The sequence below is a fragment of the Desulfobacterales bacterium genome (assembly GCA_034003325.1).
Classification (GTDB): Bacteria; Desulfobacterota; Desulfobacteria; order Desulfobacterales; family JAFDDL01; genus JAVEYW01.
Genome location: JAVEYW010000005.1, coordinates 54,844 through 78,094, shown reverse-complemented (window position 1 = coordinate 78,094; position 23,251 = coordinate 54,844). Strand labels below are relative to the sequence as shown.

Annotated in this window: 25 protein-coding genes; all 25 read right to left on the bottom strand. The window is 51.6% G+C overall.

The window, feature by feature from the left end; translation table 11 throughout:
* Window positions 1-13 precede the first annotated feature (13 nt).
* Window positions 14-796, bottom strand: coding sequence for a flagellar basal-body rod protein FlgG (gene flgG / locus RBT11_06630; GenBank protein MDX9786430.1), 783 nt, complete (start codon window positions 794-796; stop codon window positions 14-16).
* A gap of 77 nt (window positions 797-873) precedes the next feature.
* Window positions 874-1,554 (bottom strand): flagellar hook-basal body protein, encoded by a 681-nt coding sequence (locus RBT11_06625; GenBank protein ID MDX9786429.1) that lies wholly within the window; start codon window positions 1,552-1,554, stop codon window positions 874-876.
* 308 nt (window positions 1,555-1,862) lie between these two features.
* Window positions 1,863-2,138 (bottom strand): EscU/YscU/HrcU family type III secretion system export apparatus switch protein, encoded by a 276-nt coding sequence (locus tag RBT11_06620; GenBank protein MDX9786428.1) that lies wholly within the window; start codon window positions 2,136-2,138, stop codon window positions 1,863-1,865.
* 46 nt (window positions 2,139-2,184) lie between these two features.
* The gene (locus RBT11_06615) at window positions 2,185-3,366 is read right to left on the bottom strand and encodes a hypothetical protein (GenBank protein ID MDX9786427.1); all 1,182 of its coding nucleotides are present in this window, start codon (window positions 3,364-3,366) and stop codon (window positions 2,185-2,187) included.
* 15 nt (window positions 3,367-3,381) lie between these two features.
* Window positions 3,382-3,861, bottom strand: a complete 480-nt coding sequence (locus tag RBT11_06610; protein ID MDX9786426.1) for a hypothetical protein — start codon at window positions 3,859-3,861, stop codon at window positions 3,382-3,384.
* Window positions 3,862-3,950: 89 nt separating this feature from the next.
* The gene (locus RBT11_06605) at window positions 3,951-4,250 is read right to left on the bottom strand and encodes a hypothetical protein (GenBank protein ID MDX9786425.1); all 300 of its coding nucleotides are present in this window, start codon (window positions 4,248-4,250) and stop codon (window positions 3,951-3,953) included.
* Between the two features lie 17 nt (window positions 4,251-4,267).
* Window positions 4,268-5,665 (bottom strand): hypothetical protein, encoded by a 1,398-nt coding sequence (locus tag RBT11_06600; GenBank protein ID MDX9786424.1) that lies wholly within the window; start codon window positions 5,663-5,665, stop codon window positions 4,268-4,270.
* Window positions 5,666-5,707: 42 nt separating this feature from the next.
* On the bottom strand, window positions 5,708-6,475 hold the full coding sequence (locus RBT11_06595) for a FliA/WhiG family RNA polymerase sigma factor (protein ID MDX9786423.1): 768 nt from the start codon (window positions 6,473-6,475) through the stop codon (window positions 5,708-5,710).
* Window positions 6,463-7,371, bottom strand: coding sequence for a MinD/ParA family protein (locus tag RBT11_06590; protein MDX9786422.1), 909 nt, complete (start codon window positions 7,369-7,371; stop codon window positions 6,463-6,465). Before RBT11_06590 ends, RBT11_06595 begins: the two co-directional genes overlap by 13 nt.
* Before the next feature lie 77 nt (window positions 7,372-7,448).
* A complete protein-coding gene (gene flhF / locus RBT11_06585; protein MDX9786421.1) occupies window positions 7,449-8,600 on the bottom strand; it encodes a flagellar biosynthesis protein FlhF in 1,152 nt (383 codons plus the stop codon).
* Window positions 8,590-10,689: a flagellar biosynthesis protein FlhA gene (flhA, locus tag RBT11_06580; protein ID MDX9786420.1), complete on the bottom strand. Its 2,100-nt coding sequence runs from the start codon at window positions 10,687-10,689 to the stop codon at window positions 8,590-8,592. The genes flhF and flhA overlap by 11 nt, the downstream gene beginning before the upstream one ends.
* A gap of 123 nt (window positions 10,690-10,812) precedes the next feature.
* Window positions 10,813-11,883 (bottom strand): flagellar biosynthesis protein FlhB, encoded by a 1,071-nt coding sequence (gene flhB, locus RBT11_06575; protein MDX9786419.1) that lies wholly within the window; start codon window positions 11,881-11,883, stop codon window positions 10,813-10,815.
* A 108-nt stretch (window positions 11,884-11,991) separates the two neighbouring features.
* Window positions 11,992-12,777 (bottom strand): flagellar biosynthetic protein FliR, encoded by a 786-nt coding sequence (fliR, locus tag RBT11_06570; GenBank protein ID MDX9786418.1) that lies wholly within the window; start codon window positions 12,775-12,777, stop codon window positions 11,992-11,994.
* Between the two features lie 24 nt (window positions 12,778-12,801).
* Window positions 12,802-13,071, bottom strand: a complete 270-nt coding sequence (gene fliQ / locus RBT11_06565; GenBank protein MDX9786417.1) for a flagellar biosynthesis protein FliQ — start codon at window positions 13,069-13,071, stop codon at window positions 12,802-12,804.
* Complete coding sequence (gene fliP, locus RBT11_06560) at window positions 13,068-13,835, bottom strand: flagellar type III secretion system pore protein FliP (protein MDX9786416.1); 768 nt, start codon at window positions 13,833-13,835, stop codon at window positions 13,068-13,070. The genes fliQ and fliP overlap by 4 nt, the downstream gene beginning before the upstream one ends.
* A gap of 19 nt (window positions 13,836-13,854) precedes the next feature.
* Window positions 13,855-14,271: a flagellar biosynthetic protein FliO gene (fliO, locus tag RBT11_06555; GenBank protein MDX9786415.1), complete on the bottom strand. Its 417-nt coding sequence runs from the start codon at window positions 14,269-14,271 to the stop codon at window positions 13,855-13,857.
* 18 nt (window positions 14,272-14,289) lie between these two features.
* A complete protein-coding gene (fliN, locus tag RBT11_06550) occupies window positions 14,290-14,604 on the bottom strand; it encodes a flagellar motor switch protein FliN (GenBank protein MDX9786414.1) in 315 nt (104 codons plus the stop codon).
* A 44-nt stretch (window positions 14,605-14,648) separates the two neighbouring features.
* Window positions 14,649-15,626 (bottom strand): flagellar motor switch protein FliM, encoded by a 978-nt coding sequence (gene fliM, locus RBT11_06545; protein ID MDX9786413.1) that lies wholly within the window; start codon window positions 15,624-15,626, stop codon window positions 14,649-14,651.
* Between the two features lie 7 nt (window positions 15,627-15,633).
* Window positions 15,634-16,098 (bottom strand): flagellar basal body-associated FliL family protein, encoded by a 465-nt coding sequence (locus RBT11_06540; GenBank protein MDX9786412.1) that lies wholly within the window; start codon window positions 16,096-16,098, stop codon window positions 15,634-15,636.
* A 16-nt stretch (window positions 16,099-16,114) separates the two neighbouring features.
* Window positions 16,115-16,846 carry an OmpA family protein gene (locus RBT11_06535; protein MDX9786411.1) on the bottom strand — a complete coding sequence of 244 codons (732 nt, stop codon included), beginning with the start codon at window positions 16,844-16,846 and terminating at the stop codon, window positions 16,115-16,117.
* 130 nt (window positions 16,847-16,976) lie between these two features.
* The gene (locus RBT11_06530; protein ID MDX9786410.1) at window positions 16,977-17,732 is read right to left on the bottom strand and encodes an OmpA family protein; all 756 of its coding nucleotides are present in this window, start codon (window positions 17,730-17,732) and stop codon (window positions 16,977-16,979) included.
* A gap of 28 nt (window positions 17,733-17,760) precedes the next feature.
* Window positions 17,761-18,525: a motility protein A gene (locus RBT11_06525; protein ID MDX9786409.1), complete on the bottom strand. Its 765-nt coding sequence runs from the start codon at window positions 18,523-18,525 to the stop codon at window positions 17,761-17,763.
* Between the two features lie 353 nt (window positions 18,526-18,878).
* Complete coding sequence (locus RBT11_06520; GenBank protein MDX9786408.1) at window positions 18,879-20,333, bottom strand: flagellar hook protein FlgE; 1,455 nt, start codon at window positions 20,331-20,333, stop codon at window positions 18,879-18,881.
* Between the two features lie 116 nt (window positions 20,334-20,449).
* Window positions 20,450-21,136 (bottom strand): flagellar hook assembly protein FlgD, encoded by a 687-nt coding sequence (locus RBT11_06515; protein ID MDX9786407.1) that lies wholly within the window; start codon window positions 21,134-21,136, stop codon window positions 20,450-20,452.
* Between the two features lie 88 nt (window positions 21,137-21,224).
* The gene (locus tag RBT11_06510) at window positions 21,225-23,210 is read right to left on the bottom strand and encodes a flagellar hook-length control protein FliK (protein ID MDX9786406.1); all 1,986 of its coding nucleotides are present in this window, start codon (window positions 23,208-23,210) and stop codon (window positions 21,225-21,227) included.
* Window positions 23,211-23,251: the final 41 nt, after the last annotated feature.

Sequence of the window (23,251 nt, the reverse complement as noted above, 5' to 3'; positions counted from 1 at the left end):
TCGGCCTGCTTGATTATCGTTTCACGTTATTGGCCATTTGAAGCAGCGTATCGGCCGTCTGAAGCGCTTTGGAGTTTGCCTCGTAGGCCCGTTGCGCCACAATAAGCGCTACCATTTCTTCCACAACGGACACATTGGACATCTCGAGCATTTGATTGGCAATCGTCCCGAACCCTTCCTCGCCTGGGGTTCCTTCAGTGGCTTCTCCGGAAGCTTCGGTGGCTCGCAACAGATTTCGACCCATCGCGTAAAGCCCCCCCGGGTTCATGAATCTGTGAATGGTGATTTCCGCCGTCGCCAAGGCCTCTTCTCCACTCCCGTAAGCGGTCAACGTGCCATCGGGTTGAATCGTAATGAGTGTCGTGCCGTCCGGAACGGTTATTTCCGGTTGCAATCGTTCTCCGGCCGACGTAGTGACATACCCCTCGCTATCCAGGGAAAAATTCCCCGCACGCGTGTAGAGTTCTTCATCCCCGCTGATCACCTTGAAAAACCCATCTCCTTCAATGGCCATATCCAACTGGTTTCCAGTCTGTTCATAATCGCCCTGCGTAAAGATCTTCTGAACGCTGACGGGCCGAGCCCCCATACCGACCTGAATACCGGAAGGCACCTGTCCGCCGCCCGGCGCATCCGCTCCGGGAATTTGAAGGGTCTGGTACATTAAATCCTGAAAGTTATTTCGGCTCTTTTTAAAGCCGGCCGTGCTGGCATTGGCCAGATTGTTCGCACTGACATCAACGCTGAGCTGTTGGGCCGTCATGCCCGATGCCGCCGTCCATAATCCTCGAATCATTTCTTGTCTCCCTTATGCCGGCTAGGCCGGAATTGGTTGTATAGGCCAAAGCCCGTCTCTCAATGATTAACGCCAACCTATCTTACCAACCCGACTTCACTGACCGCCTTGGCGTCCATTTCATCGTAGGTTTGTATCAGTTTTTGAAAGGACTCGAAGTGCCGGCTCGTCGTGATCATCTCTGCCATTTCCACAACAGCCGACACATTCGACTGTTCAATCGCATTCTGCTGAACCGATTTGCGTTCCGGTTCGCGTTCATCCGCAAGGGATCCCTTGTAAATCAAAAGGCCCGCATCTTCTTTTTCGAGCTTCCCGAGGTCGGCAAGCGTTACAATATTCAACGTGCCCACCTGTGATCCATCCACTATAATGTCCCCGTTTTCACTGACCGTAACCCGGGTTCCTTCAAGGTTCAGCGGCCCGTTCGTCCCCAACACCCGATAGCCCTCCTGGGTAATCAAATAGTTATCCTTATCCAGCAAAAACGTTCCGTTTCGAGTATATCGATCCCCGTTGGGGGTTTGAACTTTAAAAAAGCCGTCACCGGTAATGGCAAGATCCAGGGGGTTGCCGGTGGGCTGAACGCTGCCCTGGCTCATATCAATCCGCATTTGCGCCTGAAACAGGCCGTCAAACGACAGGGTCTCGGCCTTGTATCCGGCAGTTCCCGCATTGGCCAAGTGGTTGGCGATCACATCGAACTTCTTGTCCAATCGCAGAGCGCCTTGTACCGCTTTGCTCATTTCAACAATCACGCTGCCATCTCCCGTTAATGGTTAAGCTGAAAATCAGGTGTTTTTCACTATAAATGCAATAAAAATGCCAATGGAGAACACCTTTGTTCTCTTATGACATTGGCACACGGGAGCCGCGGAACGCAACCCTTCGTCCGGAACCCCGCAACAGCTATATTCGAATTAATATACAGCAGGTTAACGTTATCATAACCGATTGCCGCTGATTTCCACCATGGCCGCGGCATGACAGGTATCCGGGAGAAGGCGAGCGAATTCAGTGAATGTTCCGTGAATCAGCGCAAGCTGAAACGAAGGGAAAAATATGCCTAGGCGGGTTCTTTTTTCCGGTTCAGGGAATACACAAATGCCAGTAATTCTGCGACAACCACATAAACACCGGGGGGAATATGAGCCTCGATATCGAGCTTGGACAACACGGCCACCAGATCGGGGTCCGCTTTTACCGGTATGCCATGAGCCCTGGCCGCATCGATAATCCGCTCTGCCACATATCCGCTGCCTTTGGCGGTCACTTTGGGCGCGGAATCCTGGCCGTGACGGTATTGAAGCGCCACCGCTTTCTTGGGTTGCTTTTTTTTCATGGGTCAATTCGTCCATTCAGTCAAAATAATGACGGCCATTGTCGGATCAGATGACAAGGTTCAAAACGCCGTTATGCGCGCCCTCAATGGCCTTGTCGAAAAGTGCCGTTTCCGCGAGAACCTCCAGCCCCACAACCCGGCAACCGATATCGATGACTTCATATCCGTTTGACTGAAGCTTTTGGCCCAATTCGCCCAGGTGGTGCGAGATAAATGCCCTAATTTCTTCCGTCGCCACGCTGAAGGCACCGGTTACGGTTCGGCCCAAAACTGAAAAATCCGCTCTAATCTCGCCGAGCCGGGATAAGGTAAGAAGAAATGAAACAGTCACCAACCTGTTTTCACCACGCTCGCTGTTGTTCCGGCCATCCCCGAGAATCAGCAGCATCTGCCCGAACGTTAATTTTCCGTCGAGCAATACCGGCAACGGCAACAGATAGCGGCCGGATTCTTCATCGGCATATTTGTTGAAGAGTTGCAGATTTTCAAGGCCCTCCAAAAAAGCTTTCAGGCCATCGGGCACCGGCCCGCCGCCGGGCTCCGCAGCCAGCAACTGAAGGGCAAGCCCCTTGATATCGTTTTCTATCAGCGGCGCCAGACCGCTCATTTGCATGCCCCCACTGGATGATAACAGAGAAAGCAGTTTATTCTCCCATAGCAACCCACTGCCACGAATCAGGTCACTTAAAAACCGCGGCTCCGCATCGCCGGACTTTAGCGAGATCGCGGTCACCATCTGCTGTAACCGCGAGAACACCAACGTCCCGAGGCTGCCCTCCCGGTTGCCCGCGCTCATCATCCTCCGGCTCAGAAGCAAATCCAGATGACCGAACGGCCCGGATTCGCCCCAGGACTTCAACAACCCCTGAAAGGCTTCGGGCAATTTTCCCTCAGCGGTTTGCACCAGCCGAAGAACGGGCTGATCCCCTGATTGGGAGACCCGAACCTGAACTTCCTGCCCCGGTTTCAGCGGCACGAAGGTTTTTGCCTGCACTTTCTTGCCATCAATCAACAAAAGGGCTTGGCGCGGAGAAAGCACGTCCAATACCCGGGCCTTGAACAACTGCCCTTTTTCAAATTGAAAGGCAGGCTGTTTGTCGCTTGTTTTTCCGTCAAGAATAAACTCGGCGGACGAAATTAGAATAGGAGGGGATTTGAGCGTCGAGAAATGAGACGTGAGGGATGAAAGAGAAGCGAAAAGCTGTGAGTATCGAGGAATAATGGGCATATTCACAGCCTTTTTTTACTCTGCCGGCTGAAATTTGGTTTTCAGATCAATCACCAGTTCGACTTCACCCTTGGGCATGGCCAGCTTTTTGGCAATGGTTTCAACATCCAGATGCTGACGGTGAAGTTCCAAAATCGCTTCGGTTTGTTTACAGACCTGCCCCGGGGTTACGAGTGCGCCGAGCGGATCATCCAGACAGGCCTTTGCGCGGTTCAGCAACATGTTCAAGCTGATAATGCGGTTGTCCAAGTCCTGGTTCAGTTGATAAACCAACTTTTTTTTCTTTTTTAACTGGTCTTCAAAGGCAACAGCGACAGCCCGGGTCTCTTTGATGAAGGGCGCCATCAACTCGATAACTTCCCGGGATGTTTCCCGGGCCGCTTCTTTGCGAAGCATCGTTTTCATATTTCGGATCAGCAACAGTATCAGCACTACCAAGGCCAAATCAATCACCAGCTGAAAAATGATCCAGAAATTGATATAAGTAAATTCCATGCCCTTTCAATTCTCTCAAATGTTTTTTTTGTTCTTGAGCCCCTATGGCCTTCCAGTTTCAAGCCGCCCAGCTTACGGGCTTTGCCGGCTTAAGCGACCGTATCCAACAGTCTGCCCGTAGGCCGCAACTCCTGTTCCGCGTCACTGATTTTCCGTTTCTTTTTCTGCCGAAGCAAATAACGCCCTTTTGCAGCGCCGTCACCGTTCAGCGTGTTTTTTTCCATGTCGCCTGACGCTTGAACCGTGGTGTGCTCCCTGAGTGCCTTCTCCCCCTGTTGTTGTGAGGCAACCATCTGGTTCTGCTCGGGATTCAAGTGACGAGCCGGCTGCATTTCCTGCGCGCTGTTTCCCTGCTGGACCACCATATTCAGATTGGCAATACCTGACATATCCGTTGCCTCAACAATTAAATCATTTCAAATTTCTCAAACGAAACAACGCGAATGGTTTCTCCGGGCACCAAGCGAGCCAACGCCTCCCGCACCGACAGCGCCACCTTTATTTTATTAAATTTCCCTTTATCGGAAGAAAGCAAGGCATTATGTATCACGCCATAGATTATATTTCGGACAAAGGCCTCATGATCTTTAATCATCGCCGCCATCGTCGCATCTGAAAAATCAAGCAAAAGGTCTGCCGTCACATAGGTGACGCTACTGTTGTCGTCTGAAGCCAATACCACAAAGCCCGGCATGGTGATGTTCGTTGCCCCCCCGCCGACAAGCGCCGGGGCTTTTGCATCGGGTTTCGGCATCGGAAAGGTAAGCACAACGGGCTGAGGGTTTGCCTCCGGGGAACGAAACCGTACGAATAAAACCGAAAAAGACAACATCAGGACCAGCGCAGCCATTGCGCTAATTTGATAACCTTTCCTCAGATACCAGCGAAAGGACGCCAACGAAACGGTAAATGGGATGGACACAGCAGGCGCATTCGCTTCCTCATCCACGGCCAATATGACGGTCGTTGCGGCTACATCCTCGTCCAAGCGATCTTCCGCCAAATCGTTGATTGCCTTTTCTGATTCGGTTTTTTCCGCGACAGCGTCACGCTGCGCCTCGGGTTCAAATGCATCAGAGGTCTCCTCGGAATTTAGCGCCTCCATCAATAACGCATCGATATCCGTCTGGGATATCAATTCGCCGTCTTCATTTCTTTCCTTGGGTTCAAAAATTTCTTCCGAGGCAGAGGACAGAACTGTTTTACCGACATCCATGGCCCGGCTGCCGGCCCCACTGAGCAATGCGTCAATTTCCGACTGGGCGATCAGACCGCCCGTATCTTTTTCGGTTGAAGTTCCGGGCGCCGCTTCGGTAACCGAAGCCGCCTCCGCATTCATATCCGCATTAAGCAATGCATCAATATCCGATTGAGATATCAGACCGCCCGCAACGTCTTCTGCCTCCTCAGGCGGCACCTTTTTCGCTGCGGCCGGCGAGGCGGACGCGCCGGTTAGTTCCCCGCTTAACAGCGCATCGATATCCCATTGACTGACAATGCTGCCTTCCTCTTCGAAAGACGGCGTCTTCCCGGCTTTTGCGCCCGAGGGCATACGAGGCGGCGCAGGTCTGTCAAAATTCGCTGCGCCTTTCAACAAGGCTTCAATGTCTTCATTGGAAATGAGCCCGAAATCGTCATCGTCTAACTCAAAATCATCAACCGCGGCCGCTACCAGATCCGTATCCGACAGTTCAAGTTCGGATTGCGCTTCGGCATATTCTTCAAATGCCGCGTTCAGGACGCTGTCAATATCTTCCTGGCTCACGTACTCGGTCACTGTGAAAGTTTCTTTTTTCTTCGCCATCGCGTCGTACCACGCTCTTTTTTTAAAATCTCTGAATTGCTGTTACGCCTCCATATGATAGTAGGCACGCAGGCGCACTTTGAGCTTAATCAGGGTCTGAGTATGAATCTGACAGATTCTGGATTCCGTCAGGTCCAACACCTGACCGATTTCCTTGAGGGTCAGCTCCTCATAATAGTAAAGAGAAATGACCATCTGCTCCTTTTCGCTCAATGTCGCAATTGCCCGGGCCACCACCTGCCGTAATTCCTGCTTCGTGATGCTATCGGACGGATCATCCGGACTGGTCATGCGCTCCTGAAAGGATCGCTTTCGGGAATTTTCTCCCTCACTTCCCCTTAGAAATTCATCCAGGCTCAAGACGGTGGCGCTGTAAATATGCCCTAAAAGCGTGTGATAGTCCGCCAGGGAAATCCCGAGCGCCTCCGCTACCTCCGAATCCAATGAAGGGCGTTCTTTTTTCGCCTCAACCTCCCTAACGGCGGCCTCTATTTCCTGAACTTTCTTGCGCATGGATCTGGAATACCAATCCATGCGGCGCAATTCATCAAGGATCGCCCCCTTGATCCGGTATTCGGCATAGGTTTTGATATCGGTCTGGCGGGAAGGGTCGAATCGATCCACTGCGTTGATCAACCCCATGCATCCGGCGCTGACCAGCTCGTCATACTGAACGGAGGAAGGGACTTTTATAGCGATACGGCCGGCAATGTACTTGACCAGATAGGCATACTTGATAATCAACGCTTCTCGCGTCTTCTCATCAAGCCGTCCCGGACCATTTAGCGTTGTGTTGTCTATTCCCAGCATGCCATGTATCGTTTCATGAAAAACTTGATATTGCCGTTGATATTCACGCACCGGTGGTTCTCCAAAAGATCCGCCGCCACTTCCCGCATATTTCGGCTCGCCGCGCTCTGAGGATAAAGATTCAGAAACGGCTTTCGTTTCAGAACCGCGTGACGCACATTTTCATCGATGGGAATAAACCCCGAATACTCAAGCACAACCCCTTTCAGAAAGCTATCCGCCGCGTTGCAGAGGCTCGAATAGACGGTTTTGGCTTCTTTTTCATCTTTTACCATATTCATCAGCAGCCTGAAACGTTTTTCACCGTAATCTTTCGCCATCACCTTGATCATGGCATAGGCATCGGTAACCGAGGTGGGCTCGGCAGTCACGACGATAATACACTCATCGGCAGCCAGGTTAAAATAGGTCACATTGGACGAAATACCGACACCGGTATCGATCAGAAAAAACTCAAACTCGTCCTCAAGCGCATCAAACTCCCCGATAAGACTCAGCTTCTGCCCATCAGTAAGGTGCGTCAGGTTGACAAACCCGGAGCCAGCCGGAATAATCCGTATGCCGCCAGGGCCATCCACGATGATATCCTTCAGGCTTTTTTCACCGCTCAACACATGGCCGATATTATACCGGGGATTTACGCCAAAAATAATGTCGATATTGGCCAGCCCCAAATCCGCATCCAGAATCAGAACCTTATGGCCGAGCTCGGTCAACGCCACTGCCAACCCACCAACAATATTTGTCTTTCCGACCCCCCCCTTTCCGCTGGTAACCGAGATGACCCGATGAATAACGTTGGGGTTCCGATTCGGCGCCGATGAGCCGGGCTTGCGTCGTTTGGTCTGCGAAACCTTGTCACTGATGATTTTTCTTAAGCTGCTTGCTTGATCCACTGTAAATCTCCCCTATTCCGGCTTCGCCGGAGGCTGAAGGCTTGAAGCTGGAAAGCTTGAAGACGGTTATTATATCCTTATTGACTGTCTCCCAGCACCAGCTGCAGTATCCGCTTTTTCGTCGCGCTCATAATATCCTCCGGCACCCGCTGGCCGTTGGTGACAAAGGATACCGGCAGCTTCAAATCCATCAACTGATCGATCAATCCACCCCGAGTGCGCGTTTCGTCCACCTTTGTAAACACGTAGGTTTCAGGAGATAAGGTGGCGAAATTTTCGGCCGCTTCCCGCATGTCCTCCCGTTTTACCGTGGCGCTGAGCACCAGGTGGTTACTGATTTTCGAATCGCCACCGGCCATGAGGCGACCCAACTCCCGCATGCGGTCCATGTCCAGATGGCTTTGCCCTGCGGTATCCACCAGAATAATTTCTCGCCTTTCCATGCGTGAGAGGGCGAGTTGAAAATCTTCAGCTGAAAATGCCGGCAAACACGGCAGGCCCATAATGTCCGAATAAGTTTTAAGCTGCTCCACCGCACCAATACGGTAACTGTCAATGGAGATAATGCCGACCCGCTTTTTTTGTTTCAAGCTCAGTTCCGCGGCCAGCTTGGCGATGGTCGTGGTTTTCCCCACGCCGGTGGGACCGATAAAGGCGGCCACCCGCCGCCCGCCGCTTTCTTCAGCAAACGGATCAAGTATCTCAATCTTGGATAAAATTTCCCGAAGAACGTTTTTCGCAATTTCCCGAGTACTTGTCCGACCGGAGAAGGCGCCGGCATTTTTCATGAACCCGCGCGCCCGTTGCTCTGAAATACCGGCTCTGACCAACCGGGCATAAAGGTTGAGGCACTCCGGGTGCATCTGAACAAAATCCGGCATTGCCCCTACCTGATTGAAGAGAAACAGCATGTCTTTGATGGTCACCAGTTCCGATCGAATTTCATCCCATCCCATATCGGCTTCTCCGGCGGCAGCGTTGTCCCCGGAATCCCTATTAAGCCAATGGTCCCCCCCACCGATCGACTCACCGAACGCCGGTTTCTTCACTGCGGCTACATCAACACCTGGCGGTGCCGCCGCCACCTCAAATATATTCGTCCCATAAGGATTTCGGGGCCCTTTAGGCAACCGCTGCGTCGATAGAATCATCGCATCGGCACCCATTTCGGCCTTGATTTTGCCGATGGCTTCCTGAATACTTTTTGCCTGATAGGTTTTAGCCGTCATGCCGAATCGCTACCTTTCCCACCGCCTGAACGCGAATGTTTGACACGATTTCAGCGTGTGAGATCACCATCACGCTGGATGCCACAGGTTCAATGAGTTTTCTCAAATGGCGCCGCAGGACGGGCGTTGTGAGAAGAATCGGTTGCAAATTGGTCTGAGCACATTTACGGACCTCATCATTTATTCTTGACACCACCGCCTCCACGGTACCGGGTTCCGCCGCAAGATAAGAGCCCTGCTCCGTATGGCGTACCGAATTGGTCAGCATTTCCTCTGTTTTGCCGTCCAGCTTTATGACCGGTAGAACACTGCCCGATTGCAAAAACGGGCTGATGATGGAGCGGCATAGTTTTTGTCGGACATATTCGGTCAGAAGATCCGGATCACGGCTCATGTGGGCATAATCAGCCAGGGTTTCCACGATGGACAACAGATCCCGAACCGAAATCCGTTCCCGTAGCAAATTCTGAAGCACCTTCTGAACCCCGCCCAAATGCAGCAATCCCGGCACCAGCTCTTCTACCGCCTTTGGGTTGGTTTTCGCCAGATTATCCAGTAATTGCTGAACTTCCTGACGACCCATGAGATCCGGCGCGTTTTCGCGAATGACTTCGGTGAGATGCGTCGCCACGACGGTTGCGTTATCCACCACCGTATAACCGGAAAACTTCGCTTCTTCCTCCCGAGCCGAGGGAATCCAAATGGCCGGCAGATTAAAAGCCGGTTCCTTGGTGGGCACCCCTTCCACTTTCTGAACGGCATCGCCGGGATCCATGGCCAGCAGATGATTCACCATCAGCTCGCCCTGAGCGACTTCCACCCCTTTGATCACGATACGATAACCGGAGGGTTTTAGCTTGAGATTATCCCGAATATGAATGGGGGGAATAATAATTCCCATTTCACTGGCAAACTGACGTCTAATGCCGCGAATGCGACCCAGCAGGCTTCCGTCCTGGTCCCGGTCCACCAGCGGTATCAGGCCATAGCCCACCTCCAGTTCCATGGTGTCCAGAGAAAGCAGATGTTCTACATCTTCCGGACCCGGAGAGGCTTCGGTTTCGCCCCCTTCGGTGCTTTCCGGCAGCACTTCCGGATGCGCGGCCCGCTGCTTTTGAAAGAAATACACCGAGCCACCCAACAGCAGACTCAGTCCGATAAACGGAACAGCCGGCAAACCGGGAACCAACCCGAACAGGAACACGACAAAGGAACCGATATAAATAGGCTGGGCATTAGAAAAAATATGACGACTGAATTCCTTTCCCATTCGATCATTCGAAGCGGCTCTGGAAACCAGAATGCCCGCGGCGGTAGAAATGATCAGGGCTGGAATCTGGGATACCAGCCCGTCCCCAACAGTCAGCAATGTATAATTCTGGGCGGCCGTCATCATGCTCATGTTTTTCTGGAACACCCCGATGATAAACCCGCCAACGATATTCACTATAGTGATGATGATGCCCGCGATCGCATCCCCGCGAACAAATTTGCTTGCGCCATCCATGGCGCCGTGAAACTTGGATTCGTTTGCAATTTCCTCCCGACGCGCTTTGGCCTCATTTTCATCGATGATGCCGGCGTTCAAATCCGCATCAATGGCCATCTGCTTGCCCGGCATGCCGTCCAATGTGAATCGGGCCGCCACTTCGGCGATACGGCCCGAGCCCTTTGTGATGACGATGAAATTGATCAGCACCAGAATGATGAAAATGATCATACCCACCACGTAATTGCCGCCCACCACGAAACTGCCGAACGATTTGATGACGGCGCCGGCTGCCAGCGGCCCCTCGTTGCCGCGCAGCAAAATCAGCCGCGTGGAAGCGACATTCAGGGACAGGCGAAAAAGGGTCAGTATCAGCAGCATGGAAGGGAAAATTGAAAAATCAAGGGGGGACTGAGCGTACATCACCGTAATCAGGACGATGATGGCAATGGTAATGTTCAGCGCCAGCAGAAAATCGAGCATAAAGGACGGAATCGGCAGCACCATGGCCACCAGAATGCCGACAACGGCCAGAATCATTCCAAAATCCGATGCTTCCTTGAACAGGCCTTGAAGAATACCTTTTGCTTTTGTTTCCATATCGCAATCCCGAATAATGATGCGGTGACGTTACACCCCGGTTTGCCAATCTTTTGGCATCGGCTGTTGAGCCCTTGACGCCCTGGCTTCTGCCGTTGTCTTGCCACCGGAGGGCCGAACTTGTTAACGTACTGTTTTACCTTTTAATTTATAAACATAGGCCAGCAATTCGGCTACGGCTCTGAAAAACTCGGAGGGGATCTGCTCCCCCACGTCCAATAGCCTATACAAGTTTCGGGCCAACTCCTTATTTTCCATCACGGGTATGTGATGTTCAGATGCGATCGTCTTGATGCGTTCAGCAATAAGACCGGCGCCTTTGGCTATCACCGTGGGCGCGGCCATGGCCAGTGGATCATATTTGATGGCCACGGCCAGATGGGTGGGGTTGGTCACCACCACGTCGGCCTTCGGCACCTGCTGCATCATGCGTTTGCGGGCGGCCTGGAGTTGAATGCTTCGAATTCGCGATTTGACCTGCGGATCGCCTTCGGTTTCCTTATGTTCTTCCTTCACCTCCTGTTTGGTCATCTTCAGGTCTTTTTCAAATTGCCATTTCTGGTAACTGTAATCGAGAATAGCCACGATAATCATGATCAGCAGCACCCAGATGAAGATCTTGAATATACCTTGCAATATATAAAGAAAAATATAGGCGACAGTCGCATTGTGCAGCTTGATCAATGCGCCCATCTCCCCTTTGATGGCAAAATAAACCACGGTGCCGATAACGGTCAGTTTCACCATGGATTTAAGCGACTCCATCAAAGACTTGAGCGAAAATAATCGTCCAAACCCCTTGATGACGTCTACCTTACTCAGCTTGGGTGTTATCGCCTTGGTGCTGACTTGAAAACCGACCTGAAACAGGTTGGCGGCAAACGCGGTGACAAACACGGCCCCCATGACCGGCAGAAGCAGTAAAAAAAAACTGACGGTGTTATGCTTCAGCATGGCAAGGAAGTCTTCCTTGCCAAAGCTCGAGATGGGCTCAAAGCTCAGATGTTGTTCCAGGAGTTTCAAGGCTTGGGGATAGAACAGATAGCCGAAAACATAGAGAACGGACATACCAACCAGCAACACCAGCACGGAAGCGATCTCCTGGCTTTTGGCGACCTGGCCCTCCTCGCGTGCCTTGGAACGCTTTCTGCTGGTGGCCTTCTCGGTTTTTTCCTGACCGCTTTCTTCCGCCATGTTAATCCGTTAGTTGTTTGGGTTCTTTTAACTCTCTATGCCCGTTGGCGTCGCAGTGGCTTCGTTGCTTTCCCGGTTTTCCATCTGCCCAGCGGCCCAGCCAGCCTGCTATCCGCCCCCCATCCACCTAAGCAGAGCGGAAACGATAGACGGATACCGGTTCAAATAGGTTTGCGTAACAATAGCCATAATCTGAATGGAAAGCCCGAAAAAGATCAGACCGACAACGATCTTTACCGGAAAAGCGGCGATCAGAATATTCATCTGGGGAACAAACTTGGCCGCGATGCCGAACCCGGCGCTGGTAAATAACAGCGCCACAATCGCCGGCGCCCCCATTTGCACGGCAATGACAAACATATCAGACATAAGAGACAGCATATGAAACATAAACTCTTTTTTCAGAGATAACGAGCCGATATCCACCACTTTGAAACTTTCCACCATGCCGTTAATCAGGGCATGATGACCGTTAAGCGCCAGAAATATCACCAGCACGATCAGGTTGCCAATCTGCCCCATGATCGATACCTGAATACCCGATTGCGGATCCAGCACATTGATGATGGCAAACCCCATCTGAAACCCGATCATTTCCCCGGCCAACTCAACGGCCGATAGAAAAATGCGAATCGAAAGTGCCAATGCCATACCGAGAAACAGCTCTGAAATCCCGAGAATTACCGCATCAACAACCGTGTCGGGAAATCGCGCCGGATCCACCGGCGCCACCGGAACAAGCGCCAATGCGATCACCATGGCGAACCCGGCCTTTACCAGGTTCGGTATCATGGCGCTTGAAAACACGGGGAACATATACAGCACCACGCTGACCCGAATCAGGATCATCAAAAAGACCTTGAACTGGTCTATGGGAAAATTCAGTATTTCCATAAAGTGAGTGATAAGAATAGATCGCTATCTGATGTAAAGCGGTATCTGAGATATGACGTGTTCCGTGTAAAGGGTTATCTTTTCAAGCATCCAGGGAGCAAAATAAAGCAAGCCGAGCAAAACGGCCAGTATTTTTGGGACAAAGGTCAGGGTCATTTCCTGAATAGAGGTGGTGGCTTGAAAAATACTCACCGCCAGCCCCACGATGAGCCCCAGCCCCAGCAACGGCATGGAAATCAGAATGGTGAGTTCAATGGCTTCCTTGCCGAAACTGACGACAAATTCGGGCGTCATGGGGACACCCCGAAACTTTTGATCATGGAGCCGGCCACCAGGTGCCATCCGTCCACCAAAACAAAGAGCATCAACTTAAACGGCAGAGATATCATCACCGGCGGCAGCATCATCATTCCCATCGACAACAGAACGCTGGCCACCACCATATCGATCACGAGAAACGGCACGTATAGAACAAATCCGATAATAAACGCCGTTTTAAGCTCGCTGATCACGAAGGCCGGAATCAGCGTCAATAAGGAAACTTCGGACTTGTTCCGGGGTTGGCTTTGGCCTGAGGCCGATATGAAAAGCGCCAGATCATTTTCCCGGGTATTGGCCATCATGAATTTCTGCAACGGCACCTTGGCTTTTTCAAGGGCGTCGGTAAAGGCAATCTCTTCGGCCAGGTAGGGGGCGAGCGCGTGCTCATTGACTTCCTGCCATACCGGCGTCATGATGAAAAACGTCATGAAGAGCGCGAGTCCCACAATTACCTGGTTCGGAGGGCTTTGTTGCGTACCGATGGCCTGACGCAGAAAATGAAACACAATCACCAGACGGGTAAAGGAGGTCATCAGGATCATAATGGCGGGGGCAAGGGACAATACGGTCATGAGCGCGACGATCTGCAACACCACCGCCACGTCTTCCGGACCCTCGGCCTCACCGACGCCGAATTGAAAAGCGGGAATCGGCAAATTGGCCCCATGGCCGGGTTGCGCAAAAAGCAGGCATCCGATGATGGTTGCATAGATCAGAATGGTGGCGCTACTTTTCATGGCGGCATTTCCGTGATGATTATCCTGCGGACGAGCCCTTTTTTCCTTTTTCACCGGCGCCGGCGTTTGCATCGAATTGCCGCCGCAACAGCGATTTGAACAGCCCCTCCGGCGCGGCAGACCGCTCCGCGCACACATTGTCCTTATCCGAAATTTTAGCCAGCAGGTTGATCTCCTGAGAAGTAACACCGATCAGAAATTTTTCGCCCAGAACATCCACCAGCGAAATGCGCTCCTTGGGCCCCACGTAACTGCTCGCCACGACTTGAATCAGACCCGGTTGACCAGATAACCCGCGATCATGCAGCCGCCGCAACAGCCACAAGACCGTGATCAGTACCCCCAGCACAACGCAGAGCATTCCAAAACTTTTCAGCAGTGTCATCCAAAGTTCGGGCATCAGAGTCACCACCGGTTCGGCGGATACTGCATCCATTATGGCCGCCTTCCCTTCTTATCCAAGGCTTTTGACACGCTCCAGAGGGCTGACGATGTCGGTCAGGCGCACGCCGAATTTCTCATTGACCACAACCACCTCCCCCCGGGCCACCAGTTTTCGGTTGATATAAATTTCAAGCGGCTCACCGGCTATTTTGTTCAGTTCAACAATCGAACCCTGTCCCAATTGAAGAAGATCATTGACAAGCATCTTGGTTCTCCCCAGCTCCACGGTCAGATCCAGCGGAATATCCAGAATAAAATCCAGATCCCGGGTTCCCTCTTCCATCGCGACGCCATCGTCGCCGGCGGTTTTTTCGTCGTTATTCATTTCACTCATCCTTGACGATTCATTAAAAGCCCATTGTCGTTATATTATTCTCGGGGAAGACGCGTTTCCACACGAAAGGCCTGAAATCCGCGCTGTATTCCGGCATACCCCCTGAATTTTGCCAGCCCTTCCACATGCGCGTAAAGGGTCTGCTCCGCATCCTTTTCAAGCTGAATAATATCGCCCACCTTGAGGTTAATCAATCGATCGCCGGTGATTTCGGCTCTTCCCAACTCCACCCTTAATTCAATTTGCGAGGAGAGAATGATCGATGTCAATCGCTTTCGCCAGGCATGGTCAATTTCAAGGGCATCACTTTGAAAACCGGCGGTGAGTTTGTTTCGAATCGGTTCAATCATGCTGTAAGGCAGGCAAAGCGAGATGGTTCCGGAACTTTGTTCCAATTCCACCTCGAACTTGGAGACAATGACCAGGTCTGTGGGCGGCGCAATCGTGGCAAACTGAGGATTAACCTCGGCACGCACATAAACGGTCTGAATCGGCTCCACGGGCGACCAGGCGGTCTCCAGATCCTTCAGGCAGGCGGCCACAACCTTTCGAATCATCACATCTTCAATCGCTGTAAACTCACGGCCCTCGATTTTCGTCTTTCCCGTTCCCTGTCCGCCGAAAAAGGTATCGATGAGGTTGTATACCAACTCGCTTTCCAACACCAGCAACACGTACCCTCGAAGCGGTTCCATGCGAAAGACATGCAGGCTGGTAGGCACGGGTAAAGACCGCCCGAACTCCGAAAACTTCAACGTTTCCATGGATTCCGCGGCAATATCGATGGTGGTATGCAATACATTGGAGATACTCACGCGCATCTCCCTGGCAAAGCGCTCGTTAATGACCTCAAAGGTGGGCATTCTGCCCCGAATGACCCGTTCCTGACTGGCGAAGTCATAACCGGCTACCGCGTCCAGATCGACCGCCACATCGGTCTCTGTTTCAATCTTACCGGCACTTAGCCCGGAGAGAAGACTGTCGACCTCATTCTGAGTTAAAATTTCGCCCATGGCACCTTTATTGAATCACAAATTGAGTAAAATACAGATTTCGAATCTTTCCGCCTTTAAGTACCTGGTTGATTCTCATAATCAACTCCCTGCGAAGCGCAATTTTACCTTCAACACCCTGAATTTCATCCAGGGATTTGTTGCTGAGCAAAAGTAAAATCACATCCCGCAACTGGGGTAACCGCTGCGTCAACTCTTCCGCCAATTCCACGCGGGTGTATTCAAGATCGATTTTCGTTTTAAGATACCGCTTTCCCCCGGGATCATTTAAATTCACCACAAAGGTTTCCATATTAAAAATCAAGCCCAACGCGGTTTCAGGTTCGGTTTTCTCTTTCCCGGCGACAGGCGCCGCAGAATCATCGCCACTACTAAGCACCAACCATCCCCCAATTCCACCGCCGGCCAACAAGACCACAACCGCCAGAATAATAATCAGCTTCATGGGTGGTTTCTTTTTTTCCTCCGCCAAAATGTTCTCCCTCGTCTTAAATCGCTTTTTTCAGTAAAAACTCAACCCGTCTGTTTTTGGATCGGTTTTCCGGATTGTCGTTTGAATATCGGGGAAGCAACTCCCCGTACCCGCCTGCCGCTAGGCGTTCCGGTTTAAGCCCCAAGCTGTCCGTCAAATAATACAACACGCTTAACGCCCGATAAGCAGATAACTCCATGTTGGCGGCAAAGCGCCCCCCGGTTAGCGGAACATTATCCGTATGTCCCATAACCAGAATGTCATTGGCCGCATATCGAAACAAGCGTCCGATCTCATCAAGAATATGCAAACGGTCCACCCGTATTTCAGCCTCCCCGGATTCAAACAGGTTATCCGCCCTCAGCACGAGGGAAACGCCCCTTTCGGTGTCCGTCATTTCCATAATATCCCGCAGGCGAACCATCGGCCGCTCTTTTGCGGGTGTCGGATTCATCCCGTCCAATAAGTCGATGGCTTCCTCAAGGGCTTCTGTTGAACTAATGACAACGGACTTGATGTAATGATCAAATTCAAGTGCGTCCCCCATTTGATCCGCTTCCTGAATAAAATCCAGTGGTCCGTAAGTGGGTACGAACATCTCCTTGACCTTTCCAGCATCCATCGATTTCATGGTCAGCAGCAATACGAAAAAAGTCAGCAGCAACATCACCAAATCCGCAAATGTGGCCATCCATGCGTTGGAGTCCGCTTTGAATTCAGGCCCGCTCTCTTTGCCTTTGCTCGCCATAACAAAATAACCGATGTGTTTAAAAAGGCAACCACCGGCGAATTGCCCGTATGGTTAAAAAAATATTGCGTCTTTTAACAAAAATAATGGTTAACGCGTTCATATCGGCTTCAAATCAACCCGCCACGGGTTATTTTCGGTCTAGGACCTTAAAGAAAAAATCCTTGAAAACAAAAGCACCCTCGGGTTCCTTTTGTTTCGGTTCATGAAAAAAGACTACTTCCACCCGACGGTTGAGGCTCCGGGTTTCCCTCGTCGAATTCGACGCAGCTGGCCTGAATTCACCCCATCCATAGGCAGTCAGCCGGTTTGGGGAAACCTCGGCGTTCTGAATCAAAAACACTTGCAGCGCCATCGCCTGCAAAGTGGCCAGTTCTCTCGGCGGCATTCTTTGCGCCGACAACTCATCGGTCCTGTTCACATTTCCTATAATATCTACCGGATATGGGTTGTTTCGGATAATTTCACCCAGCTTATTCAGCAGGGGATGGCTTTCAGGAATAAGCGTTGCCCCGCCGGGTTTAAAAAGGCGTCGCTCGGGAATGCTTAACGTGCTGCGCCGCTTATCCCCGGATATCATCAGCGCCTGCGTTATATCGTCATTTTCCTTAAACATCTCACTGAAATCGATAAGCCCTAAAATTTGTGAGACATTGTCAGGCCTGATATCCTCCTCCGATCCTTCCACCACTGTCGGGCCGCCGGATAGAATTCCGAAATTTTCCAGGAGCGACCCCAACGCGATGCGTTTTCTGTTTTCATCCACCACGGCAATGGAATTGAGCATAATAAAAAAAGCAAGAATAATGATAAACAGGGAAACCGTCATCGCCTGATTGGTGTCCCCGCCACCCGATGCATCCGTTTTTTTCTTTTTTGTCCCCATAAAAAGCTAACCGGCAGATAAGGGTTAATTAAAAATTACTTTTTCGCATTTTGGGCGGTACAAAAGCGAGCATCTTTTGCTCCAGAATTCTCGGATTTTCGCCGCGCGTCAGGGACAGCACCCCTTCGATGACCATCTCTCTGGCCTGCACTTCTTCCTTGCTTCGCCCGCGAAGTTTGCCGGCAATGGGCATACAGATTAAGTTGGCCAGGATGGATCCATAAAATGTCGTCAGCAAGGCAATCGCCATGGCCGGGCCGATTTTACTGGGATCATCCATGGATTGAAGCATCTGAACGAGCCCGATCAGGGTACCGATCATGCCCATGGCCGGTGCAAACATCGCCATGGTGGAAAACACCTCGGCCCCCACCTGGTGACGCTCTCGCTGATAGGAAAGCTCGGTATCCATAATCTCCTGAATCGACTGGGGTTCCAAACCGTCGACGGCCATTTGCAATCCCTTTTTCAAGAACTCATCCTTGATATCCTTCACATCGGATTCCAACGCCAAAATTCCTTCGCGCCGGGCCTTGGATCCTAAATCGACAAACTGTTTGATAATCTGATCCGCTGCCGGAACCGCGCCGGCAAAAAACGCATTCTTGGCGACCCCGATAGAGCCCAATACCTCTTTCAAAGGGTAATTGATCATGGTGATGCCGACGGTTCCACCAAACACGATCATTCCGGAAGGAACATCGATAAACAGCGTCAGCCCGCTGCCCATAAGGATGGATACAACGACCAGCCCGAACGCGGAAAAAATACCGAGAATTGTTGCCAGGTCCATATGTTTCGGATCTCTTGAGGTTATTGAAAAGGTTAACGGCGTGCGAGTAAAACCCGGCCGATTACGGCCGAATTATTCGCAATGCTTATAGCATATAGCAACCAGCGTGCCAAGCGGTAATGTCATCGGCCCAACAGGCAATATAATTATAACTTATTTGAATAAAACAACAATATCACAAACAAATGGGGAATGACCGGCGGAAAGATGGCATAAATATTGGCCGGGCGTCAAGGAAATGACGAGTCGACGGGAAACGGTGCCCATGGAGCGTGGGGAAAAGGCCGCTACACGCCTTCCCCCCACGCTCTATGCTCTAGGCTCTATGCTCTAGGCCCTATGCTCCATATTTTTTATCGTTTCATGTTGATAACATCGGAGAGCATGGTGTCCACCGTCGTAACGATCTTGGAGTTGGCTTGAAATCCGCGCTGCGTGGTAATCATTTTTACAAACTCATTGGAAATATCCACGTTCGACTGCTCCAGGGAGTTGGAGGCGATCGAACCGAGTCCGGCGGTTCCAGGCTTGTTGGTAATGGCCGGACCGCTGGTACGGGTTTCCCGGAACAAGTTGCCCCCTTCCTTGAAAAGTCCTTGAGTGTTCTGGAATTTCGCTAATGCCACACGGAAAAGCGGGGTCACCTGCCCATTGGAATACTGGCCGGTAATGACCCCGTCTGCATCCACGGATATGCTCTGCAAATCACCGGCACCATAACCGGTGGAGGATTGGAATATCGTCGTGGACGCAGTGGCAAACATTGTGGTAGCAAGGGAATCCGACACGAAATTAGTGCCATTCCAACTGGCGCCAAAATTAAGTTCTATTTCTTGCGGCGTTGCCCCGAGAAAATCCGGAGTAAAAGTGAAGTAGGGGTCCGCTGCACCCAACGCTACAGCTGTAAAATCCGCCGGGTCCGCCGGGTCCCCCACCCCGTCAAAGCTGGAAAAAGTAATATCCGTCAGTTTCCCCGCTTGACTGAAGGTCAACTCGCCTTTGCCGAAAAGCCCACCGCCTAAAGTCTCCGCCACCGTACCGCCGGCGCCATCGCTTCTGAAATCCTCGCTGGGGTTGCCTGTTATAACAAATTCATATGTCCTTAGCGAGCTGTCCGCCACATCATAGTAGATCGTAACATCATGGGTATCTCCAAGGGAATCATACACCTTCAACGTACTCTGGTATTCATAGGCCGTATCGGCCATCGGGGGGGAAGCAGTTCCGTCCCAGGCCGCCACCAGGCCACCTGCAACCGCAGTTGTATTGTCTTTGCCGTCGGAGTCGAGATTCGTGATCAAGGTCACACTGTCCGTGGGCTCCGGGGGTGAGGTGAATCCTTGCAATTTAATGTCCGTAATCGTCCCGACATCTTCCACATCACCTGTGGTATCATTTCTACGCAATACCCACCCATTGACGACGTAGCCCGCCGGGTTGGTAAAGTTTCCCTCTTTATCAAACCGAAAGCTGCCGGCACGGGTGTAGAACTTATTATTCGTATCATCGGGATGTCGGACGACAAAAAAACCATCGCCACCAATCGCGAGATCCGTGGCGGATTCCGTCGACTCAAAAGACCCCTGGTCAAAAGCGGCCGTCACATCGGCCAACGCGGTCCCTCGGCCCACTTGGGCAGTACCCGACTGGGTAGCCACCGCCTGGCTCAAAATATCCTGAAACACCACCCGGCTTGATTTAAACCCCACCGTGTTAACATTGGCGATGTTATCACCAATGACCGTCATGGCATTCCCCAACGTTGACAACCCGCTAACGCCCGAAAAAAGACTGCTTGTTAAGCCCATGGTATATCCTCCCGCCTACTGAATGAATTAAATTAGTTGTTTTATATCATTATGGTTGCTCATATCACCCAACGACGCCCGGCTTTCAGCGCCGGACACCGTCAATGCTTCGTATACTATCCATCTTGCCATACCCTGGTCACGGCTGAAGGCGTCACCAGTCGATCTCCCATCAGCAGATAGGGGGTACCCTGTTCAAAGGTAACGCCCGTAATTTTGCCGTTGAACCCAGTGTCCAACTGGGTAAATGAACCGTTGTTGTCCAGACGATACACTTCGTAGGTATACTTTCCGTCTGGGAACAGCTCGCCTGCTTCTCCCTTGCCGCTCCACCCGACTTCATGTATTCCGGCATCCAGGCTCCCCGGTGTAAGCTGCGCAACCTGAAGGCCATCGGCATCATATATGTTGATGACAACGGAAGCTGCCTCATCGAGCGCATAAGCGCCGCCGATACTTTCTCCATCGGCCAGAGCCAGAGAGCTGTCCTTTACCGAAACCTGCTTTCCGATATAATCGAGAAAATTCTCCTCATTGCCCTGATCAAAGCTGCCCTGAAGTGTCTCTAGGTTGTCGTTGACATTGAATAATTGCTCCAGTGAGGAAAATTGGGCCAACTGGGCCGAAAAATCCGATCCCTGCATCGGATTGAGGGGGTCCTGGTTTTTAAGCTGCGCCACCAACATGGTTAAAAAGGCATCCCGGCCCAGAGGATCTTTTTCCGTGGTCGCACGGGCAGCATTGTCCTCAATAAAGGCGTTGTAGCCGCTGCTATTGGTTGTTACCGATCCTACTGACATCATGCATATCCTTTCACCTGTAATTTTTTTACCCCAGAGCTCTAAATCACTGACATCAAAATGTATTCTTGCTTCCCCCGTCTGATTCGCCTTAGACCACCAAATTCAAGGCACCTTGGCCGTTCTCAATCACCGGTAGGATCGCTGCATCCGTCGTGTCGTCAGCGGATGCGATACGGGCACGGCCGACCATTCTTTTGCGTCCGTCCGACCGGTCCGACCCCTGGTGGGCATCGGCCATTGCCTGATCAAAATTGGACTGAGTCTCCACATCGATATGATCCACACGCAGTCCCTGATCCATCAGGGCGGTTTTCAACTCTCCGGAATTAGACAACAGCATATCCCGGGCTGCTGTGTTTTCCGCAACAATAGTCACCTTCAGCCCATCGGCGGTATTTTCAATCGTCATTTTTAATCGACCCAGGTTAGGCGGATTCAGCCGAAGCTGTATCTCATTTTCATTTGCAAGGCGTGAGCGAAGAATCTGGCGACTGACCTGATCCAGCACATAATACGGCAGGGTTTTCGGGGAACCTGATTGCGTAGCGGTTTTTGAGATTGGGTCAACGGCTTCGGCTCGTCGCGCCACGCTGTCGCCCATAACGATTCCGGAGAAGTCCTCCGGTTTGGCAAATGAATGGACTGTTTTTATGGAACTTTCCGGACCCCGATCGCTCGCCTTTGCCACTGCCGAAGACAGGGGCGCTTCAACCTGAAAACCGCCATCCGTTTTTACCTTCCCGTTGTCGAAGCCTGCTCGTTGCGTCTTTGCGTTTGCACTCGTGTTGGGTGCCAACCCATTATTCACCCCTGCATCCGTTTTATTCTCGAACAATACGAAAGAGCGCCTGGATAAGGAAGCCATCGCAAATTTCTCCGTTTCTGAAAAACGAGCCCCGGTTTTTGCTTCAGTGCCCGACTCTTTTTCCGAAGAAGCGGATCGCAGCTTTTTGACAAATAAATCCCAATCACCGGTCACATTCGATTGAATACCAACTGAATTACGCAAACCGGCATTGGCTTCCAGGACGGCCGCAACCTGCGCCACCGGTATCCGGCCGTTCTCTTGGCCTGCTGAGTCCTTTTGCGCCTGCGGGATGCTGGAACCGTCAACCGCCGTGATGCCGTTATTGCGTGCCAATTGCGCCAGCCGGTTGCTTTTGAAAGGCACCTGCTCTTCATTCAGACCAATTTCACCCCCGGTTTGCGCCGCATGAATTTCTTGTTTCGCAATCTGCGCGACCGGCGCCCAGGCCATGGCAGCAGCCAACGCGCTTTCATCCGCAGTCAACAGCCGTTTATTCCCGCCTGAACCTTTTTGATCGGCAAATTTTTCCAGTGCCGTGATCAACCCATTCAGGTCGAACGCATCGCCATTGCGGGGTGCTTCGCTCAGCCCGATTCTATGCAGCATCTCTACCATTTTTTCGGAAGAGACAGCCGCTTTCAAGGATTGAGCTTCCGATCCGGCGCCTGAAGACATAAGTTTTAATTCATATGCCAGCTTTGCGGCATCGATCCCTTTTCCTTCGATCTTTGCCTTGTTTAGGACCGAGTCGGCATCCTCGGGTGTCAACCCGAATTCGGCCAGCAAGGTTTGCAGATACGGCAACGCGGATATCTCAAGATATTTTGGTTCGGAAACGGTGGGTGACGGATTTTTCAATTTCGAAATCCCCTCAAAAAGCGTGGATAGCTTAATGCCTTTTGCTTCGGTATTGGCCGTTAGTTCCGCCAAAAGATTTCGCACCTGCTCAGAATCAAACCCCGCGCCGACAAGGACTTTTTCAAAGGCAGCCAGCGCTTCGCCATCTGCGATCAACCGGTCCGGCGTGAGACCCGAGGAAAGCAACGATTGCTTCAATTGCGCCATCAGCGCATGCCCCTTTAAGGGGGGTGATGCCGCCTGAACACCGCCGTTCGGCTTGCCGTTTAGGGCCGAACGAGCTTCTCCCAAAAGTAGTGAAAAATTCGCAGCGATACCGCTCTTTCCCGAAGCGATTCGTGCCAAGGGCTGTGACCTTTTCACTGCGGTTAAGTCAAACAAGGACTGCAACATATTGGGTGATATCATATTCCGTTCTCACAGACGGTTGGAATTTAACTCGCTTGTTT

Excerpts from the sequence above, each read along its gene's own strand:
- RBT11_06610 (MDX9786426.1), bottom strand. The coding sequence starts at position 3,861 with ATGGAATTTACTTATATCAATTTCTGGATCATTTTTCAGCTGGTGATT.
- RBT11_06605 (MDX9786425.1), bottom strand. The coding sequence starts at position 4,250 with ATGTCAGGTATTGCCAATCTGAATATGGTGGTCCAGCAGGGAAACAGC.
- RBT11_06530 (MDX9786410.1), bottom strand. The coding sequence starts at position 17,732 with ATGGGGACAAAAAAGAAAAAAACGGATGCATCGGGTGGCGGGGACACC.
- flhA (MDX9786420.1), bottom strand. The coding sequence starts at position 10,689 with ATGGAAACAAAAGCAAAAGGTATTCTTCAAGGCCTGTTCAAGGAAGCA.
- flhF (MDX9786421.1), bottom strand. The coding sequence starts at position 8,600 with ATGACGGCTAAAACCTATCAGGCAAAAAGTATTCAGGAAGCCATCGGC.
- RBT11_06620 (MDX9786428.1), bottom strand. The coding sequence starts at position 2,138 with ATGAAAAAAAAGCAACCCAAGAAAGCGGTGGCGCTTCAATACCGTCAC.
- RBT11_06510 (MDX9786406.1), bottom strand. The coding sequence starts at position 23,210 with ATGATATCACCCAATATGTTGCAGTCCTTGTTTGACTTAACCGCAGTG.
- fliR (MDX9786418.1), bottom strand. The coding sequence starts at position 12,777 with ATGGAAATACTGAATTTTCCCATAGACCAGTTCAAGGTCTTTTTGATG.
- RBT11_06525 (MDX9786409.1), bottom strand. The coding sequence starts at position 18,525 with ATGGACCTGGCAACAATTCTCGGTATTTTTTCCGCGTTCGGGCTGGTC.
- flgG (MDX9786430.1), bottom strand. The coding sequence starts at position 796 with ATGATTCGAGGATTATGGACGGCGGCATCGGGCATGACGGCCCAACAG.
- RBT11_06615 (MDX9786427.1), bottom strand. The coding sequence starts at position 3,366 with ATGCCCATTATTCCTCGATACTCACAGCTTTTCGCTTCTCTTTCATCC.
- RBT11_06535 (MDX9786411.1), bottom strand. The coding sequence starts at position 16,846 with ATGGCGAGCAAAGGCAAAGAGAGCGGGCCTGAATTCAAAGCGGACTCC.
- flhB (MDX9786419.1), bottom strand. The coding sequence starts at position 11,883 with ATGGCGGAAGAAAGCGGTCAGGAAAAAACCGAGAAGGCCACCAGCAGA.
- fliO (MDX9786415.1), bottom strand. The coding sequence starts at position 14,271 with ATGGATGCAGTATCCGCCGAACCGGTGGTGACTCTGATGCCCGAACTT.
- fliP (MDX9786416.1), bottom strand. The coding sequence starts at position 13,835 with ATGAAAAGTAGCGCCACCATTCTGATCTATGCAACCATCATCGGATGC.
- RBT11_06520 (MDX9786408.1), bottom strand. The coding sequence starts at position 20,333 with ATGGGCTTAACAAGCAGTCTTTTTTCGGGCGTTAGCGGGTTGTCAACG.
- RBT11_06595 (MDX9786423.1), bottom strand. The coding sequence starts at position 6,475 with ATGCTGGGAATAGACAACACAACGCTAAATGGTCCGGGACGGCTTGAT.
- fliN (MDX9786414.1), bottom strand. The coding sequence starts at position 14,604 with ATGAATAACGACGAAAAAACCGCCGGCGACGATGGCGTCGCGATGGAA.
- fliM (MDX9786413.1), bottom strand. The coding sequence starts at position 15,626 with ATGGGCGAAATTTTAACTCAGAATGAGGTCGACAGTCTTCTCTCCGGG.
- RBT11_06600 (MDX9786424.1), bottom strand. The coding sequence starts at position 5,665 with ATGGCGAAGAAAAAAGAAACTTTCACAGTGACCGAGTACGTGAGCCAG.
- fliQ (MDX9786417.1), bottom strand. The coding sequence starts at position 13,071 with ATGACGCCCGAATTTGTCGTCAGTTTCGGCAAGGAAGCCATTGAACTC.
- RBT11_06515 (MDX9786407.1), bottom strand. The coding sequence starts at position 21,136 with ATGATGTCAGTAGGATCGGTAACAACCAATAGCAGCGGCTACAACGCC.